Source organism: Caballeronia humi, assembly GCF_001544475.1.
GTDB classification, from domain to species: Bacteria; Pseudomonadota; Gammaproteobacteria; order Burkholderiales; family Burkholderiaceae; genus Caballeronia; species Caballeronia humi.
On the sequence record NZ_FCNW02000003.1, the window covers coordinates 207,880 to 224,695 of the forward strand.

The window sequence follows — 16,816 nt, forward strand, 5'->3', positions numbered from 1 at the left end:
ATGACTCCCATCCTCGTTTTCGACATCGAGACGATTCCCGATGTCGACGGTATTCGCCGTCTCGAAGATCTGCCGTCCGACCTGTCCGACGCAGAAGTCGCCGAATTCGCGTTCGCGGCACGCCGCGAGCGCGTCGGCAACGATTTCCTGCCGCACCATCTGCAACGCATCGCTGCGATTTCGTGCGTGTTTCGCGACAACAACGGCTTTCGCGTGCGCTCTCTCGGCACGCCGCAAGATTCCGAGGCGGCGCTGATCCAGTCGTTTTTTCGCGTGATCGAAAAGTACACGCCGCAACTGGTCTCGTGGAACGGCGGCGGGTTCGACCTGCCCGTGCTCAACTATCGTGCGCTGGTGCATGGCGTCGCGGCGTCGCGCTACTGGGATTCCGGCCAGGACGACCGCGAATTCAAGTTCAACAACTACCTGAGCCGATACCACACCCGCCACACCGATCTGATGGACGTCCTCGCGATGTATCAGGCGCGCGCGAACGCGCCGCTCGACGCCCTCGCCAAACTGTGCGGCTTCCCCGGCAAGCTCGGCATGGACGGCGGCAAGGTGTGGGAGGCGTACTGCGACGGCCGCATCGACGAGATCCGCGCCTATTGCGAGACGGACGTCGTCAACACGTACCTGATGTACTGCCGCTTCCAGCTGATGCGCGGCGGCTTCTCGGCGGACGAATACGCCGACGAAATCAACTTCGTGAAGAACGCGCTCGCGCTCGAACCATCGCCGCACTGGGCGCAATATCTGGCCGCGTTCGGGAAGTAAGGCTGCGACGTTCGACTACAATCTCGCATTTGCCACGTCAGTCAGGAAGTCCGCAGGTGTCTGAATCCGCTCGAAAATCCTCGCATCGCCGCCGCGCCGCGCCGGCCAAGTCAGTCGTCGTCGATCCGTCGTTCGTCGCGCCCGAAATCGAGATCGAATCGCTCGATATGGACGCACGCGGCGTCGGCCGAACGGTCAATGAAGACGGCGAGCCGGGCAAGGTCATTTTTGTCGAAGGCGCGCTGCCCGGCGAGCGCGTGACGTACTCCAGCTATCGCAAGAAGCCGAGCTTCGAGCAGGCGCAGGTCGTCAAGGTGCTGCGCGAAAGCGTGATCCGCACGAAGCCAAAATGTAAATTTTTCGGCACATGCGGCGGCTGCTCGATGCAGCATCTCGACGTGCGCGCGCAAATCGCCGTCAAGCAGCGCGTGCTCGAAGACAATCTGCAACATTTGAGCAAACTGCGCGCCGAAACGATGTTCCGGCCGATACACGGGCCGTCGTGGGGTTACCGGTATCGCGCGCGGCTGACGGTGCGGTATGTGGAGAAGAAGGGCGGCGTGCTGGTCGGTTTCCACGAGAGGAAAAGCAGCTTCGTCGCCGACATGACGAGTTGCGAAGTCCTGCCGCCGCACGTTTCCGCGATGCTCGTGCCGCTGCGGCACTTGGTGACGGGGCTGTCGATCCGTGATCGCATGCCGCAGATCGAGCTCGCGGTCGGATCGGACGTGACGGCGCTCGTGCTGCGACTCCTCGAACCGCTGACTGAAACCGACGAGGCGCTCCTGCGCGACTTCGCTGACGAACACGGCGTCCAGTTCTGGCTCCAGCCGAAGGGTCCGGACACGGTTTATCCGTTCTATCCGCTCGACCAGCAGCTCGCCTACACGCTGCCGGAATTCGCGATCCGCATGCCGTTCAAGCCGACGGATTTCACGCAGGTGAACCACCAGATCAACCGCGTGCTGGTGAGTCGCGCGCTGAGCCTGCTGGCAGTATCGAAGACGGATCGTGTGCTCGATCTTTTTTGCGGCATCGGCAATTTCACCTTGCCGCTCGCGCGGGTGTCGCGCGAAGTGGTCGGAATCGAGGGCAGCGAAGTGCTCACGACGCGCGCGCTGGAAAACGCGAAGGCGAATGGCGTCGATGCGCATACGTCATTCGCGTGCCGCAACCTGTTTGAAGTCACCGCCGACGACCTGCGCGCGCTCGGCGCCTTCGACAAGTTCCTGATCGATCCGCCGCGCGAAGGCGCGCTGGCGGTGGCGAAGGCGCTCGCGGACATCGCACAGAGTGGTGACGGCCCGCTGCCGAAGCGGATCGTTTACGTGTCGTGCAGCCCGTCGACCCTTGCCCGCGACGCCGGTTTGCTCGTCCACGAAGCAGGCTACCGGATGAAGGGCGCGGGCGTCGTGAACATGTTTCCGCACACGTCGCACGTCGAATCGATCGCGCTTTTCGAGCGTGATTGAAGCCACAACGCTTTCCGTAGACGAAAAAAAACCGGCCCGCGAGGGCCGGTTTCGTATTTCAGGCGACCGCGATCAGTTGCGATTGCCGCCGAAGATGCCGAGCAGCGCCAGCAGGTTCGTAAAGACGTTATACAGATCGAGATAAATCGCGAGCGTGGCGCTGATGTAGTTCGTCTCGCCGCCGTTCACCACGCGCTGCACGTCGAACAGCATGTAAGCCGAGAAAATGACGATCGCGAGCACGGAGATCGTGAGCATCAGGGCCGGCAATTGCAGGAAGATGTTCGCGAAAGCGGCGAGCAGGATCACCATCACGCCCATGAACAACCACTTGCCGAGGCCCGAGAAGTCGCGCTTGCTGACCGTGGCGATGGTCGCCATCGCGGCGAAGATCACGCCGGTGCCACCGAACGCCATCATGATGAGCTGCGGCCCGTTCGAAAACCCGAGGATGAAGCTCAAAAGGCGCGAGAGCATCAGGCCCATGAAGAACGTGAAGCCGAGCAGCACGACGACGCCGATGCCGCTGTCCTTCGTTTTCTCGATGGCGAACATGAAGCCGAACGCGATAGCCAGGAACGCGATGAAACTCATCGTCGGGCTGGTGGCGGCGAAAAGCGAAAAGCCCGTCGCGACGCCGATCCAGGCGCCGAGGACCGTCGGCACCATCGATAGCGCGAGCAGCCAGTAGGTATTGCGCAGCACGCGATTGCGCGTCTCGACCGACGTGACGCTGCCATTGCGGCCAAAACTGTAGGGTGATTCGTTCATGGTTTCTCCTTGCCTTTGCCTTGAGTCTGAAAACAAGACATCCGTAACAACGGTGAGTATGACGTGCCGGCGCTTCTGTTTTCTCTACGCGCCAGTCGCGTGCGGCACGTATATGCGTCTATCTTGCACTGAATTCAATAGTGCCGCATCACAGCCGACACCATCTGCGACGACTGGTTCGACCCTTACGAATCCGTAAGGTTTCAATCGCAATCATACCTGTCTTCGTGCTACAATTGTCGATTCATTTAAATTCGTAACCCGTTCATTTTTTGGGAGTTTTTCATGGCGATCGAGCGCACCCTGTCGATTATCAAGCCGGACGCAGTGGCAAAGAACGTTATCGGCCAAATCTACAGCCGTTTCGAAAACGCTGGCCTCAAGGTTGTTGCGGCTCGCATGGTTCACCTGTCGCGCGCTGACGCGGAAAAGTTCTACGCCGTGCACGCTGCACGCCCGTTCTTCAAGGACCTGGTCGAATTCATGATCTCCGGCCCGGTGATGATTCAGGCGCTGGAAGGCGAGAACGCAATTGCGCAGAACCGTGACCTGATGGGCGCGACGGACCCGAAGAAGGCCGACAAGGGAACGATCCGCGCGGATTTCGCCGACAGCATCGACGCGAACGCCGTACACGGCTCGGACGCTCCGGAAACGGCGCGCCAGGAAATCGCGTTCTTCTTCCCGGAAGTGAACGTTTACTCGCGCTAATTGCGTTTGGCCTCCGCATCGCGCGGGGGCACACTGGATGCAAGCAGGAACTGGCGCGAACGGCCCGGGCGACCTGCCCGGAATTCGCACAAGACAGAAATGGCAGAATTCGATATGACGAGCAGCTCTACCGTCAACCTTCTCGATCTCGACGCCGCCGGGCTCGTGGCATATTGCGGCAGCCTTGGGGAAAAGCCGTTTCGCGCCAAGCAGTTGCAGCGCTGGATCCACCAGTACGGCGCCGACGACTTCGACGGCATGACGGACCTGGCAAAATCCCTGCGCGAAAAATTGAAAGGCCGCGCCAATATGGCGATGCCTGAAATCGTCCGCGATCACGTTTCCAGCGACGGCACGCGCAAGTGGCTGATCGACGTAGGCAACAGCAACGCAGTCGAGACGGTTTTCATCCCCGAGGAACATCGCGGCACGCTGTGCGTTTCGTCGCAGGCTGGCTGCGCCGTGAACTGCCGCTTTTGCTCGACGGGCAAGCAGGGCTTTTCGCGAAATCTCAGCACGGGCGAGATCATCGGGCAGTTGCGGATGGCTGAATTCGCGCTGCGCAAGTCGCTCGGACGCGAAGTCGGCGGGCCGGGCAAGGGCGAACGCGTCGTGACTAACGTCGTGATGATGGGCATGGGCGAACCGCTGCTCAATTACGACGCCGTGGTCCCCGCGATGCGCCTGATGCTCGACGACAACGCCTACGGCCTGTCGCGCCGGCGCGTGACGCTGTCGACGTCCGGCGTCGTGCCGATGATGGACCGTCTCGCGGCTGATCTGCCGGTGGCGCTCGCCGTCTCGCTGCACGCGCCGAATGATCCGCTGCGCGACATGCTCGTGCCGCTGAACAAGAAGTATCCTTTGCGCGAGCTGATGGCGGCGTGCCAGCGTTACCTGAAGGTGGCGCCGCGCGACTTCATCACGTTCGAATACTGCATGCTCGACGGCGTCAACGACAGCGAAGCGCACGCGCGCGAATTGCTCGCCGTCACGCGTGACGTGCCGTGCAAGTTCAACTTGATTCCATTCAATCCGTTCCCGGAATCGGGCCTCACCCGTTCGCGCAACGATCAGATCAAGCGTTTCGCACAGGTGCTGATGGACGCGGGCATCGTGACGACGGTGCGCAAGACCCGCGGCGACGACATCGATGCCGCCTGCGGGCAACTCGCTGGCGCGGTGCAGGACCGCACGCGACTCGCCGAGCGCATGGGCCGGCAGTCGAAAGTGATCGAAGTGCGGGCGGTCTGAAATCTGCCCGAAAGCGGCGGACGCTCGTTTTTAACGAATCCACGTGTTTTTGGCGCAGAAAACAAAGAAAAACGAAGCAAGCGATCGGATGCGGCGCGGAAAGCCGCACATTTTGTTATAAAGCGGTCTGCGACGGGCAGCAGGGTTGTATCGTGCACAAATAGTCGTGCAACCCGACGCTTTGCAGCGTCAAATAAAAGAATCGATGCGAGGAATTTGGCATGAGTGAGCCGCAGCACCCGGCGCCGTTTGGAAGTCACGACGGCAGTCATTCCGGCGGTCCGTCCGGTAGCTTTCCGGATGGCGAAGCGTTGGCCGGCACGACGGCGCCGAGCGGAAATCAGGCGGGGAGCTTGGAATCGATCGTCGCGGTCGGCGCGCGGCTGGCGCAGTTGCGCACGGCGAAAGGCTGGTCGATCGACGATGTATCGGCGCGATTGAAAGTGTCGCCGCAAAAGGTACGCGCGCTCGAAGCCGGCGACCTGAGCCACTTGCCCGACCGCACGTTCGCGGCGGGCATCGTGCGCAGCTACGCGAAGATGCTCGGCGCGGATCCGGCGCCGTTCACGCAGGCGATGCGCCGCGCGAATGGTCCGGTGGAGCAGAATCTTTCGTTGCCGGCGTCGGCCGGCGGCGGTTTGCCGCGGGCACGCGTGTCCGTGCCGCTCAACACCGCCGGGCGCCGCCGTTCGTGGCTCTGGGGTATAGCGGCGGTGATCGTCGCGATGATCGCGCTCGCGATGTGGCACACGGGCGGCGATTCGGCCGGCTGGCTTGCACGCCTGAAGGCGAGCGCCAACGGCACGGCGGTATCGGGCAACAACGGGGCGGGCGCGGCGTCGTCGGTCGCGACTCCCGACGAGATGGCGGCGGCCAATACCGGCGAAGCTTCCTCGACCGATGCTGCAGCCACCGCGGGTATGCAGCCGATGCCGCATCCGCTCGGGACCAATGCGCTGCCGGCTTCATCGTCGGCGATCTTGGCGATGCAGCCCGCAAGCGGTGCGGCCGCGCCGGCAACCGTGCCGCTAGCGACCGCTCCGGCTGTTGCATCGGCCTCTGCGCCGGCCGTCGCAGGCTCCGGGTCGAGCGCGCTCGAACTGAAAGTGAAGGCGGACAGCTGGTTCAGCGTGCGCCAGAAAGACGGCAAGGAAGTATTCTCTGGTCTCGTGCACGGTGGCAACGTCCAGCGCGTCGAAGGCGAGGCGCCTTTCAAGGTGACGATCGGCAATCAGGCGGGCATGGAATCACTCACGCTCGACGACGAACCGGTCGATCCCGCCAAGTACGCCAACGCCAAAGGCAACGTCGCGCGGTTCTCCGTGCCCTGAGGCCAATTCGGCACGCACCGCGGCATGAATAGAGAGCGCCGCCGGCTACCCCGGCGGCGTCGGTTTGAGGGTTCCACAGAAGCGTCACCTCAGGAGGCGGCGCAAGAGGGTTTTTTCGATGCAATCCGAAGCTCAATCCCTGATCAGCAGCAAGATTTGTTCGACCGAACCGGTGTTCGGCGGGCCGCTCAAGCGCCGCCCGTCGCACGGCGTCGATGTCCGCTGGGGCGGCCAGCTCGTGACGATCGGTGGCGATGCACCCGTGCGCGTTCAGTCGATGACCAATACCGACACCGCCGACGCCATCGGCACCGCGATTCAGGTGAAGGAGCTGGCGCAAGCCGGCTCCGAACTGGTACGCATCACGGTGAACACTCCGGAAGCGGCGGCGGCCGTGCCGCACGTGCGCGAGCAGCTCGACCGGATGGGCGTGAGCGTGCCGCTCGTCGGCGATTTTCATTACAACGGCCACTTGCTGCTGCGCGATTTTCCCGCGTGTGCCGAGGCGCTGTCGAAGTACCGGATCAATCCGGGCAACGTCGGGCAAGGCGCGAAGCGCGACACGCAGTTCGCGCAGATGATCGAAGCCGCCGCGCGCTATGACAAGGCGGTGCGCATTGGCGTGAACTGGGGCAGTCTCGACCAGGACCTGCTCGCGCGCATGATGGACGAAAACGCCGCGCGCGCCACGCCCTGGGACGCCCAGAGCGTGATGTACGAGGCGCTGATCCAGTCGGCGATCGGGTCGGCGGAACGCGCGGTCGAACTCGGTCTCGGGCGCGACAAGATCATCCTGTCGTGCAAGGTGAGCGGCGTGCAGGACCTGATCGCCGTGTATCGCGAACTGGCGAAGCGCTGCAGCTTCGCGCTGCACCTCGGGCTGACCGAGGCGGGCATGGGATCGAAGGGCATCGTCGCGTCGACCGCTGCGCTTTCCGTGCTGTTGCAGGAAGGCATCGGTGACACGATCCGTATTTCGCTGACGCCGGAACCGGGCGGCGCGCGCACGGGCGAAGTCGTCGTCGGCCAGGAGATTTTGCAGACGATGGGTCTGCGCTCCTTCACGCCGATGGTCATCGCCTGCCCCGGCTGCGGCCGCACGACGAGCACGCTGTTCCAGGAACTCGCCTCGCAGATCCAGACGTATCTGCGCAACGAAATGCCGGTATGGCGCGATCAATACCCGGGCGTCGAGAAGATGCACGTCGCGGTGATGGGCTGCATTGTGAACGGGCCGGGCGAGTCGAAGCAGGCGAATATCGGCATCAGCCTGCCGGGTTCGGGCGAGAATCCGGCGGCGCCCGTCTTCATCGACGGTGTGAAGGTCAAGACGCTGCGCGGCGAGCATATCGCCCAGGAATTCCAGCAAATCGTGAGCGAGTACGTCGCGCGCACCTATGGCAAGCGCGAAGAAACGGCCGCGGCATCACTCTAAAGACAGATGACAGAACAGAAGAAACGGCTCGAAAAACTGAGCGGCGTGAAGGGCATGAACGACATCCTCCCGCAGGATGCCGCGTTGTGGGACTTCTTCGAATCGACCGTCAAGTCGATGCTGCGCTCGTACGGTTATCAGAACATTCGTACGCCGATCATCGAGCACACGCAGCTTTTTACGCGTGGCATCGGCGAAGTGACGGACATCGTCGAGAAGGAAATGTACAGCTTCACCGACGCGCTCAACGGCGAGCATCTCACAATGCGCCCGGAGAACACGGCGGCGGTCGTGCGCGCGACGATCGAGCACAACCTGCTGTACGACGGCCCGAAGCGCTTGTGGTACGTCGGACCGATGTTCCGCCACGAGCGTCCGCAGCGCGGGCGGTATCGGCAGTTCCATCAGGTTGGCGTGGAAGCGCTCGGCTTCGCAGGGCCCGATGCCGACGCCGAAATCATCATGATGTGCCAGCGTCTTTGGGACGACCTGGGCCTTACCGGCATTCGCCTCGAGCTTAATTCGCTCGGCCAGGCCGATGAGCGCGCAGCGCATCGCCAGGAACTGATCGCGTATCTCGAAAAGCACGTCGAATTGCTCGACGAGGAAGCGAAGCGCCGTCTCTATACGAATCCGTTGCGCGTGCTGGACACGAAGAATCCCGCGCTGCAGGAAATTGCGCAGAACGCGCCGAAGCTCGTCGATTTTCTCGGCGAGGAATCGCGCACGCACTTCGAAGGCGTACAGCGTCTCCTGAAGGCTAACAATATTCCGTTCAAGATCAATCCGCGTCTCGTGCGCGGCCTCGACTATTACAACCTGACCGTCTTCGAGTGGGTCACCGACAAACTCGGCGCTCAGGGCACAGTGGCCGGCGGCGGCCGCTACGATCCGCTGATCGAGCAACTCGGTGGCAAGCCGACGAAAGCGTGCGGCTGGGCGATGGGCGTCGAGCGGATTCTGGAACTGTTGAAGGAAGAAAAGCTCGTACCGGAGGACGAAGGCACCGACGTCTACGTCGTGCACCAGGGCGAGGCGGCGGCGGAACAGGCGTTCATCATCGCCGAGCGTCTGCGCGACACCGGCCTCGACGTCATCCTGCATTGCAGCCCGGACGGGGCGCCGGCAAGCTTCAAGTCGCAGATGAAAAAAGCCGATGCGAGCGGCGCGGCATTCGCCGTGATCCTCGGCGAGGACGAACTCGCGCAGGGCACGGCGGGCGTCAAGCCGCTGCGGGCGATCGAACGGGAAGGCCAGAAGAACGAGCAATCGACTGTTCCGCTGGAAAACTTGACCGAATTTCTAATCAATGCGATGGTTGCATCCGCCGCCGACGGCGCTGATTAAATTTTAGGCAGCGACCGTGCGCGCAGTGCCGGATCGAGAGGATTCGGCACGGTGCGCGCAATAAATAAGGCATAGAAGGAATGGTTGGGCAATGAGCTATCACGACGAACAAGAATCACTGGAAAATCTGAAGCACTGGTGGGCCAAGTGGGGCAACGCGACGACATGGATCGTCCTCGCCGTGCTCGTGGTCGCGGCGGGCTTTAACGGCTGGAACTATTGGCAGCGCCGGCAGGCGGCGGAAGCGGCTGTGCTTTACGATCAGGTCCAGCAGGCGGTCACTGCGAACGACAAGGCGAAGATCGCACGTGTCGCCGGCGACATGGAGGACAAGTTCGGCCGCACGGCCTATGCGCAGATGACGGCGCTCGCCGCCGCGAAGGCACTCTACACGGCCGGCGATAGCGCGGCCGCGAAGGCGCAATTGCAATGGGCCGTCGACCATGCGAAGGACGACGAGTACAAGCAGATCGCGAAGCTGCGTCTCTCGCTCCTGTTGCTAGACGAAAAATCCTACGACGCCGGCCTGAAAGTGCTCGCCGACGCGCCGCTCGATGCGTTCAAGGGCGTCGTGTCGGATCGTCGTGGCGATTTGCTCGCGGCGCAGGGCAAGCGCGAGGACGCCCGCGCCGCCTATAAGGTGGCGCTCGACACGCTGCCGCAAAGCGACACTTCCGCGCGTCAACTGGTCCAGTTCAAGCTGGACGCGCTCGGCGGTTGAGTCCCGCCGCCTCCGCACCGTTGCCAGCCGCCGGGCCCGTCGCTGAAAAGCGCGCCCGCGGCGCACGCCGATCAATCGAATGTTCAATCTCCAATTGCGTCCACCGATGACCCTTCTGAAACGCTACGCCCTGCCGCTTGCCTGTGCGATGACTGCCTTGCTGGCCGCGTGCTCATCCGCCAAGGACGAACGGCGCGTTCCGACGCCGCTCGTGGAAATCAAGCCCGTTCTCGAAGTCGGGCAGGTGTGGAAGGCGAGCGTCGGCAAGGCCGGCCGCTATCTGTTCATGCCTGTCGCCGTCGGCGACGCGGTGTATGCCGCCGGCGTCAACGGCACGGTCGCGAAGATCGATGCGAAGACTGGCCAGGACGTATGGCGCACGAAGCTGAAGGACGATCTGTCGGCGGGCGTCGGCAGCGACGGTACGTTGACCGCCGTCGGCGGGCTCAAGGGCTCGGTCTACGTGCTCGGACCGGACGGCAAGCAGTTGTGGACCGCCGTCGCGCCGGGCGAACTCGTGTCGCCGCCGCTCGTCGGCAACGATCTCGTGATAGTGCGCACGATCGATGGCAAGGTCATCGCATTCAACGCGCAGACTGGCGAGCAGAAGTGGACCTTCCAGGTCCGCGCGGTTCCGCTGAACCTGCGCGTCGCGGCCGGCATGACATTCGCGGGCAATCAGGCCGTGCTCGCGGGCTTTCCCGGCGGCACGTTCGCGGCGATCAACATCCAGACCGGCGACGCCTACTGGCAAGCGCCCGTCTCGTTCCCGAAAGGCGTGACCGAAGTCGAGCGCATCAACGACGTGACCGGCGCGCCGTCGCTCGTCGGCGCGCAGACTTGCGCGGTGACCTTCCAGGGTCGCCTCGGTTGTTTCGATGCGAATTCCGGCCGTCCCGTCTGGGAAAAAGCGTTTTCGAGCGACAGCGGCCTGGCGCAGGACGCGCAAGTCGTCGCAGCCGGCGACGACTGGTCGGTGGTGAACGCGTTTCGCGCGTCGGACGGCACGCCACTCTGGAAAAGCGACAAGCTGAAGAACCGTCAGGTCAGCGTGCCTTATATCCTGGGACGCGCGGTCGTCGTCGGCGACTTCGAAGGCTATGTGCACTTCCTCGAAGCCAGCAGCGGCGAACTGATCGGCCGCGCGAAGACGGATGGCAGCGCGATCACCGCGGCGCCGGTGCTCGCGGGCGACACGCTCGTCGTGCAGACGCATGACGGCGACCTGTACGGATTCCGTCCCCGCTGATTTGTCGAAGTGACCTGATCTGCGAGCCGGCGCTGCCGGCTCGCGTGCTTTATCGGCGCGAGATTCGCGCCACCGGTCGACGGGCCGAACACTGCAGCATCGAACAGAAGTAGAAGCGAGGCGCAAAGCATGAGCGCACACTCGTGAAATGAAGCCAGGCGGCAGACGAAAAGCCGCCGCAAATCGGCGCCACCGCCGAGGCAAGTCTCTTGCATGCGAAGCACTCCGACGTGCCGCATGCCGAATCCATGCTAATTTTCGACAAACGCAGGCTTTTCCGCGGCGTTTCCGTGGCCTTGGCGTTCCGTGCGCCGGTGTCGGCCGCCTTGCGTTCAACTGTGAACAACATCTGATGAAACCCGTTATTGCCCTCGTGGGGCGCCCCAATGTGGGGAAATCGACTCTTTTCAACCGCTTGACGCGCTCGCGTGACGCGCTCGTCGCCGACTTGCCCGGTCTCACGCGCGACCGCCACTACGGCGAGGGCCGCGTGGGCGACCGGCCGTATCTCGTCGTCGATACGGGCGGCTTCGAGCCCGTCGCGAAGGACGGCATCCTGCACGAAATGGCGCGCCAGACGCGTCAGGCGGTGGAGGAAGCGGACGTGGTCGTGTTCATCGTTGATGGACGCAACGGCCTGGCGCCGCAGGACAAGGCGATCGCCGACTATCTGCGCAAGACCGGCCGTCCGCTCTTTCTCGTCGTGAACAAGGCGGAGGGCATGAAGTACAGCGCCGTCGCGAACGATTTCTACGAGCTAGGTCTCGGTGACCCGCGCGCGATCTCGGCCGCGCACGGCGATGGCGTCAACGAAATGATCGGCGACGCGCTCGAAATCGCCTACGCCGGCCAGCCGGAAGAGGACGACGACGAAAAGGCGAAGCACGGCGTGAAGATCGCGATCGTAGGGCGGCCGAACGTTGGCAAATCGACGCTCGTGAACGCGCTGATCGGCGAGGAGCGCGTGATCGCGTTCGACATGCCCGGCACGACGCGCGATTCGATCTATGTTGATTTTGAGCGACAAGGCCGCAAATACACTCTGATCGACACGGCGGGTCTGCGTCGGCGCGGCAAGGTGTTCGAGGCGATCGAGAAGTTTTCGGTGGTGAAGACGCTGCAGTCGATTTCGGACGCGAACGTCGTCATCTTGCTGCTCGATGCCCAGCAGGACATCTCGGAACAGGATGCGCATATCGCGGGTTTCGTGGTCGAGCAGGGACGGGCGCTGGTGGTCGGCGTGAACAAGTGGGACGGGCTCGATTCGCACACGCGCGAGCGGACCAAGGGTGATCTCACGCGCAAGCTCAAGTTCCTGGATTTCGCCAAGTTCCATTACGTGTCGGCGCTGGAGAAGACGGGCATCGGCCAGTTGATGAAATCGGTCGACGACGCCTACGCCGCCGCGATGGCCAAATTGCCGACGCCGAAGCTGACGCGCGCGCTGATCGACGCCGTGGAATTCCAGCAGCCGCGCCGGCGCGGTCCGGTGCGTCCGAAGCTGCGTTATGCGCACCAGGGTGGGCAGAATCCGCCGATCATCGTCGTGCACGGCAACGCGCTCGACGCGATCACGGACACCTATAAAAGGTACCTCGAAGGGCGCTTCCGAGAAACTTTCGGGCTGGCCGGGACTCCATTGCGCATAGAGTTCCGCTCGAGCACGAACCCTTACGCGGACAAAGGCTGAGTCCCGCGCGCACCAAGCGTTTGGCCCCTGTGGAGGCGCTGGTGCGGAAAAGAAAATCGGCTATAGTGTAGCGATTGTTGGCGGATCTCTTTTTCTTCCCCCACAATTACGTTCAACCTGCAAAAAAACACGGAGTTTGCTATGAGCAACAAAGGGCAATTGTTACAAGACCCGTTTTTGAACGCACTGCGTAAAGAGCACGTGCCGGTGTCGATCTATTTGGTCAACGGCATCAAGCTTCAAGGGAACATCGAATCGTTCGACCAGTACGTCGTGTTGCTCCGCAATACGGTTACCCAGATGGTCTACAAGCACGCCATTTCCACGGTCGTGCCGGCCCGTCCGGTGAATTTCCACCCGGACGCTGAATCGTCCTAAACCAAGTCGCGGCCGGTGATCCAACGTCGATAAAAAGTTACTCGCCGGTCGCTTCAAAACCAATACCTCAATTTGATCAACGCAGCGCTTGTCGGCATCGACTTCGGCAAAATCGATTTCGAAGCCAGTCTTGAAGAACTCAGCCTGCTCGCACAAAGTGCGGGCGCCAATCCCGCTGTCACGCTTACCGGCCGCCGTTCGAGCCCCGATGCCAAGATGTTCGTCGGCAGCGGCAAGGTCGAAGAGTTGCGCCTCGCGTGCGAAGCGAACGACGTCGAACTCGTCATTTTCAATCACGCCCTCGCGCCCGCGCAGCAGCGCAATCTGGAAGGCGCGCTGAACCGGCGTGTCGTCGATCGCACCAGCCTGATCCTCGATATTTTTGCGCAGCGCGCCCGCAGCCACGAAGGCAAGCTGCAGGTCGAACTCGCGCAGCTCCAGTATCTGTCGACACGGCTCATCCGCGCCTGGACTCACCTCGAGCGTCAAAAGGGCGGTATCGGGCTGCGCGGCCCGGGCGAAACGCAGCTCGAAACCGACCGGCGCCTCATCGGCGAGCGCATCAAGGCGCTCAAGGCGCGGCTCGAAAAGCTGCGCCGCCAGCACGGCACGCAGCGCCGCCAGCGCGTGCGCAACCGGACGATGTCGGTGTCGCTCGTGGGCTATACGAACGCGGGCAAGTCGACGCTTTTCAACGCGCTGACCAAGGCGCAGGCCTACGCCGCCGACCAGCTCTTCGCCACGCTCGATACCACCTCCCGCCGCGTGTTCCTCGGCGAGGAAGCGGGGCACGTGGTCGTGTCGGATACGGTCGGGTTCATTCGCGAGTTGCCGCACCAACTGGTCGCGGCGTTTCGCGCGACGCTCGAGGAAACCATCCACGCGGACTTGTTGCTGCACGTCGTCGATGCATCGAGCGCCGTGCGCCTCGATCAGATCGATCAGGTGAACGAGGTGCTGCGCGGCATCGGCGCGGACACGATTCCGCAGATTCTCGTCTTCAACAAGATCGACGCGGTGCCTGAACTGGCGGCCCGCGGCGACGCGGTTGAAAGGGACGAGTATGGTAATATTTCGCGCGTCTTTTTGAGCGCACGCACGGGGCAAGGTCTCGACGCGCTGCGCGCTGCCATCGCCGAAATCGCTGCATCGGATTCCAGTGAACTCAACGCGGTTCCCGAGTTCACCGAACCTGCGGAATCTGCTGAATCACCCGAATCAACGCAATCCTCGTCGTACGACGAAGCCGCGCTGCCGGAAGACCACCGGCCAGCCAGCGAACCGAACGAACACGACGACCGCAAGGTCCCCGAGCACGGGCACTGAAGCTGTTCCGATCTGCATTGACCCGGCTGTCTAATGGTGAATCACCGAGTGAACGACTACAACGAGCGGAGTAACCGGCAGCATTCGCATGCCGTCTTTTCGATTGACGACCCGCGCTGGGGGCGGGGCGACGGCAATGGTGGCACCAAGAACGATCAGAAGCGTCCGCAGGAGCCGAAGCGTCCCAACGGCAAGGAAGGCGACGGCCCGCCCGATCTCGATGAAATGTGGCGCGACTTCAACAAGCGTCTGGCCGGTCTCTTCGGCAAGAAACCCGGCAACGGCGCGCCGCGCGCGGACAATGGCCGGGGCGCGAAGATCGGCTTCGGGATCGTCGTCGGCGTTCTGATCGCGATCTATCTCGGCAGCGGCGTGTTCGTTGTACAGGATGGACATGTCGGCGTCGTGTCGCAGTTCGGCAAGTACAAGGGCACGGCCGACCAGGGCATCCATTGGCGTCTGCCCTATCCGTTTCAGTCGCATGAAATCGTCAACACCGCACAGATCCGCTCGGTGGAAGTGGGGCGCAACAACGCGCTCACGCAGGCGAACGTGCGCGACGCGTCGCTCCTCACGCACGACGCCGATATCGTCGACGTGCGGTTCGCCGTCCAGTATCAGATCAAGTCGCCGACCGACTATCTCTTCCGCAATCTCGATCCCGATCAGAGCGTGACGCAGGCCGGCCAGGCCGCGATCCGCGAAATCGCCGGCGCGGAGCCGACGGACGACCTTCTCTACAACGATCGCGAATCGCTGCGCGCGCGTCTTATCGACACGATCCAGCGCTCGCTCGACGCGTACAAGACCGGCCTCCAGGTGACGGGCGTCACGCTGCAAAGCGTGCAGGTGCCCGCGCAGGTGCAGGCGGCGTTCGAGGAAGCGGCGAAGGTGCGCCAGGACAACGAGCGCGCCCGCGATACCGCGCGCGCCTATGCGGCGCAACTTCTGCCGCGCGCGAAGTCCGACGCGGCACGCACGATCGACGAGGCCACCGCGTACAGCAATCGCGTGGTGACGCAGGCGCAAGGCGATGCCGAGCGCTTTAAGCAGGTCTACGCAGAATATTCGAAGGCTCCGGCATTGATTCGTCAACGCATGTACCTGGACACGATGCAGCAGATTTATTCGCGCGCGACGAAGGTGTTCGTCGACAGCAAGGCGGGCAACAACGTGCTGTATCTGCCGCTCGACAAGATCGCCGAAGCGGCGCGTCATCGTCCGGGCGAGGCCGCCGTCAGCGAGCCGCCGGGCAGTGGCGCGGCGGCGACCGCGGCTCCGGCCCCGGCTTCAGGCGCGGCAGCAACGGCGGCGTCGACACCGGCATCGGCTGCGACGCCTGCAAGCGCGGCGAGCGGCGCCAGCCAGAGCGGTGCGAACGATCCGCTGCGCTCGCGCGACGCGTTCCGTTCGCGTACCCGTCAAGACGACCTGCAATAAGGAGCGCGATCATGAATCGAATCATTGCGCTCGTCGTGGCCGTCGTCATCGTGCTGTTCATCGGTTCGTCGATGATCTTCGTCGTCGACGAGCGGCATGCCGCCGTCGTGTCGGCGCACGGCGAAGGTAATCCGAAACTCTACGGCCCCGGCCTCCATTTCAAGCTGCCGCCGCCGTTCCAGACGGCCACGCTGATCGACACCCGCACGCTTACCATCGACGAAACCGGCTCGGACCGTTTCACGACGTCCGATAAAAGCGAAGTGCTGGTCAACACGGTCATCAAGTATCGCGTGACCGATCCGCTCAAGCTGTTCGAAAGCAACGAGAAGAACACACAGAGCGCGCAGGAACGTCTGACCGCGCTTGCTCGCACGGCGCTCGCGAGCGCGTTCACGAAGCGCTCGCTCAACGACGCGCTCGCCGAGCAGCAGGCAATCGCAAGCGAGGCGCAGAAGTCGATCGAGCAGTCCGCGTCGGCGTTCGGCGTCGATCTGGTGGATCTGCAGCTCACGCGCATCGACTTTCCGCCGGCCGTCGCCGATTCGGTCTACAAGCGCATGATCGCGGCACGCCAGCAGGCCGCCGCCGACGAGCGCGCGAAGGGCACGGCCGAAGCGGACAAGATCAAGGCCGACGCGGACCGCCAGCAGCAGGCGACGCTCGCGGAAGCGTACAGTCAGGCGCAGACGATCAAGGGCGAGGGCGACAGCCAGGCCGCCGCGATCGCCGCCGATGCCTACGGACGCGATCCGCAGTTCTACCAGTTCTATCAGAGCCTCGAAGCGTACAAGAAGACGTTCAAGCCGGGCGACGTGATGGTGCTCGACTCGAGCAGCGACTTCTTCCGCTTCATGCGCGGCCCGAACGGCGGCCTCGCGGATGTGGCTCCCGCGCTCAAGCGCTGATTGTGC

At 63.1% G+C, this 16,816-nt stretch carries 15 protein-coding genes; 14 read left to right on the plus strand and 1 reads right to left on the minus strand.

Annotated features, from left to right (window positions below; all coding sequences use genetic code 11):
* Complete coding sequence (locus tag AWB65_RS05540; protein ID WP_087666185.1) at nucleotides 1-777, plus strand: 3'-5' exonuclease; 777 nt, start codon at nucleotides 1-3, stop codon at nucleotides 775-777.
* Nucleotides 778-833: 56 nt separating this feature from the next.
* Nucleotides 834-2,249 carry a 23S rRNA (uracil(1939)-C(5))-methyltransferase RlmD gene (gene rlmD / locus AWB65_RS05545; protein ID WP_087666186.1) on the plus strand — a complete coding sequence of 472 codons (1,416 nt, stop codon included), beginning with the start codon at nucleotides 834-836 and terminating at the stop codon, nucleotides 2,247-2,249.
* A 72-nt stretch (nucleotides 2,250-2,321) separates the two neighbouring features.
* On the opposite strand, the gene AWB65_RS05550 is transcribed toward rlmD, so the two are convergent.
* Nucleotides 2,322-3,020, minus strand: coding sequence for a Bax inhibitor-1/YccA family protein (locus AWB65_RS05550; RefSeq protein WP_087666187.1), 699 nt, complete (start codon nucleotides 3,018-3,020; stop codon nucleotides 2,322-2,324).
* A 285-nt stretch (nucleotides 3,021-3,305) separates the two neighbouring features.
* Between AWB65_RS05550 and ndk the strand changes: the two genes are divergently transcribed.
* From ndk to hflC, 12 genes are all read left to right on the plus strand, one after another.
* On the plus strand, nucleotides 3,306-3,731 hold the full coding sequence (gene ndk, locus AWB65_RS05555; RefSeq protein WP_087666188.1) for a nucleoside-diphosphate kinase: 426 nt from the start codon (nucleotides 3,306-3,308) through the stop codon (nucleotides 3,729-3,731).
* A 114-nt stretch (nucleotides 3,732-3,845) separates the two neighbouring features.
* Entirely contained in the window at nucleotides 3,846-4,985 is a 1,140-nt protein-coding gene (gene rlmN, locus AWB65_RS05560) for a dual-specificity RNA methyltransferase RlmN (protein WP_087666319.1), read from the plus strand.
* Between the two features lie 221 nt (nucleotides 4,986-5,206).
* Nucleotides 5,207-6,316, plus strand: coding sequence for a helix-turn-helix domain-containing protein (locus AWB65_RS05565; protein ID WP_087666189.1), 1,110 nt, complete (start codon nucleotides 5,207-5,209; stop codon nucleotides 6,314-6,316).
* 118 nt (nucleotides 6,317-6,434) lie between these two features.
* Entirely contained in the window at nucleotides 6,435-7,751 is a 1,317-nt protein-coding gene (gene ispG / locus AWB65_RS05570; protein ID WP_087666190.1) for a flavodoxin-dependent (E)-4-hydroxy-3-methylbut-2-enyl-diphosphate synthase, read from the plus strand.
* 6 nt (nucleotides 7,752-7,757) lie between these two features.
* Entirely contained in the window at nucleotides 7,758-9,098 is a 1,341-nt protein-coding gene (gene hisS, locus AWB65_RS05575; protein ID WP_087666191.1) for a histidine--tRNA ligase, read from the plus strand.
* Nucleotides 9,099-9,189: 91 nt separating this feature from the next.
* Nucleotides 9,190-9,819 carry a YfgM family protein gene (locus AWB65_RS05580; RefSeq protein WP_087666192.1) on the plus strand — a complete coding sequence of 210 codons (630 nt, stop codon included), beginning with the start codon at nucleotides 9,190-9,192 and terminating at the stop codon, nucleotides 9,817-9,819.
* Between the two features lie 106 nt (nucleotides 9,820-9,925).
* On the plus strand, nucleotides 9,926-11,068 hold the full coding sequence (bamB, locus tag AWB65_RS05585) for an outer membrane protein assembly factor BamB (protein WP_087666193.1): 1,143 nt from the start codon (nucleotides 9,926-9,928) through the stop codon (nucleotides 11,066-11,068).
* A gap of 352 nt (nucleotides 11,069-11,420) precedes the next feature.
* Nucleotides 11,421-12,758: a ribosome biogenesis GTPase Der gene (gene der, locus AWB65_RS05595; RefSeq protein ID WP_087666195.1), complete on the plus strand. Its 1,338-nt coding sequence runs from the start codon at nucleotides 11,421-11,423 to the stop codon at nucleotides 12,756-12,758.
* Between the two features lie 141 nt (nucleotides 12,759-12,899).
* A complete protein-coding gene (gene hfq / locus AWB65_RS05600) occupies nucleotides 12,900-13,136 on the plus strand; it encodes an RNA chaperone Hfq (RefSeq protein WP_006999489.1) in 237 nt (78 codons plus the stop codon).
* Between the two features lie 72 nt (nucleotides 13,137-13,208).
* Nucleotides 13,209-14,462 carry a GTPase HflX gene (gene hflX / locus AWB65_RS05605; RefSeq protein ID WP_087666196.1) on the plus strand — a complete coding sequence of 418 codons (1,254 nt, stop codon included), beginning with the start codon at nucleotides 13,209-13,211 and terminating at the stop codon, nucleotides 14,460-14,462.
* A 48-nt stretch (nucleotides 14,463-14,510) separates the two neighbouring features.
* Nucleotides 14,511-15,902, plus strand: coding sequence for an FtsH protease activity modulator HflK (gene hflK / locus AWB65_RS05610; protein ID WP_087666320.1), 1,392 nt, complete (start codon nucleotides 14,511-14,513; stop codon nucleotides 15,900-15,902).
* Nucleotides 15,903-15,913: 11 nt separating this feature from the next.
* Nucleotides 15,914-16,810, plus strand: a complete 897-nt coding sequence (gene hflC / locus AWB65_RS05615) for a protease modulator HflC (protein WP_087666197.1) — start codon at nucleotides 15,914-15,916, stop codon at nucleotides 16,808-16,810.
* The last annotated feature ends 6 nt before the right edge of the window (nucleotides 16,811-16,816 follow it).

Bases quoted from the DNA above. Each gene is read 5' to 3' on its own strand.
- AWB65_RS05540 (WP_087666185.1), top strand. From the start codon at position 1: ATGACTCCCATCCTCGTTTTCGACATCGAGACGATTCCCGATGTCGAC.
- AWB65_RS05550 (WP_087666187.1), bottom strand. From the start codon at position 3,020: ATGAACGAATCACCCTACAGTTTTGGCCGCAATGGCAGCGTCACGTCG.
- ndk (WP_087666188.1), top strand. From the start codon at position 3,306: ATGGCGATCGAGCGCACCCTGTCGATTATCAAGCCGGACGCAGTGGCA.
- rlmN (WP_087666319.1), top strand. From the start codon at position 3,846: ATGACGAGCAGCTCTACCGTCAACCTTCTCGATCTCGACGCCGCCGGG.
- AWB65_RS05565 (WP_087666189.1), top strand. From the start codon at position 5,207: ATGAGTGAGCCGCAGCACCCGGCGCCGTTTGGAAGTCACGACGGCAGT.
- ispG (WP_087666190.1), top strand. From the start codon at position 6,435: ATGCAATCCGAAGCTCAATCCCTGATCAGCAGCAAGATTTGTTCGACC.
- hisS (WP_087666191.1), top strand. From the start codon at position 7,758: ATGACAGAACAGAAGAAACGGCTCGAAAAACTGAGCGGCGTGAAGGGC.
- AWB65_RS05580 (WP_087666192.1), top strand. From the start codon at position 9,190: ATGAGCTATCACGACGAACAAGAATCACTGGAAAATCTGAAGCACTGG.
- bamB (WP_087666193.1), top strand. From the start codon at position 9,926: ATGACCCTTCTGAAACGCTACGCCCTGCCGCTTGCCTGTGCGATGACT.
- der (WP_087666195.1), top strand. From the start codon at position 11,421: ATGAAACCCGTTATTGCCCTCGTGGGGCGCCCCAATGTGGGGAAATCG.
- hfq (WP_006999489.1), top strand. From the start codon at position 12,900: ATGAGCAACAAAGGGCAATTGTTACAAGACCCGTTTTTGAACGCACTG.
- hflC (WP_087666197.1), top strand. From the start codon at position 15,914: ATGAATCGAATCATTGCGCTCGTCGTGGCCGTCGTCATCGTGCTGTTC.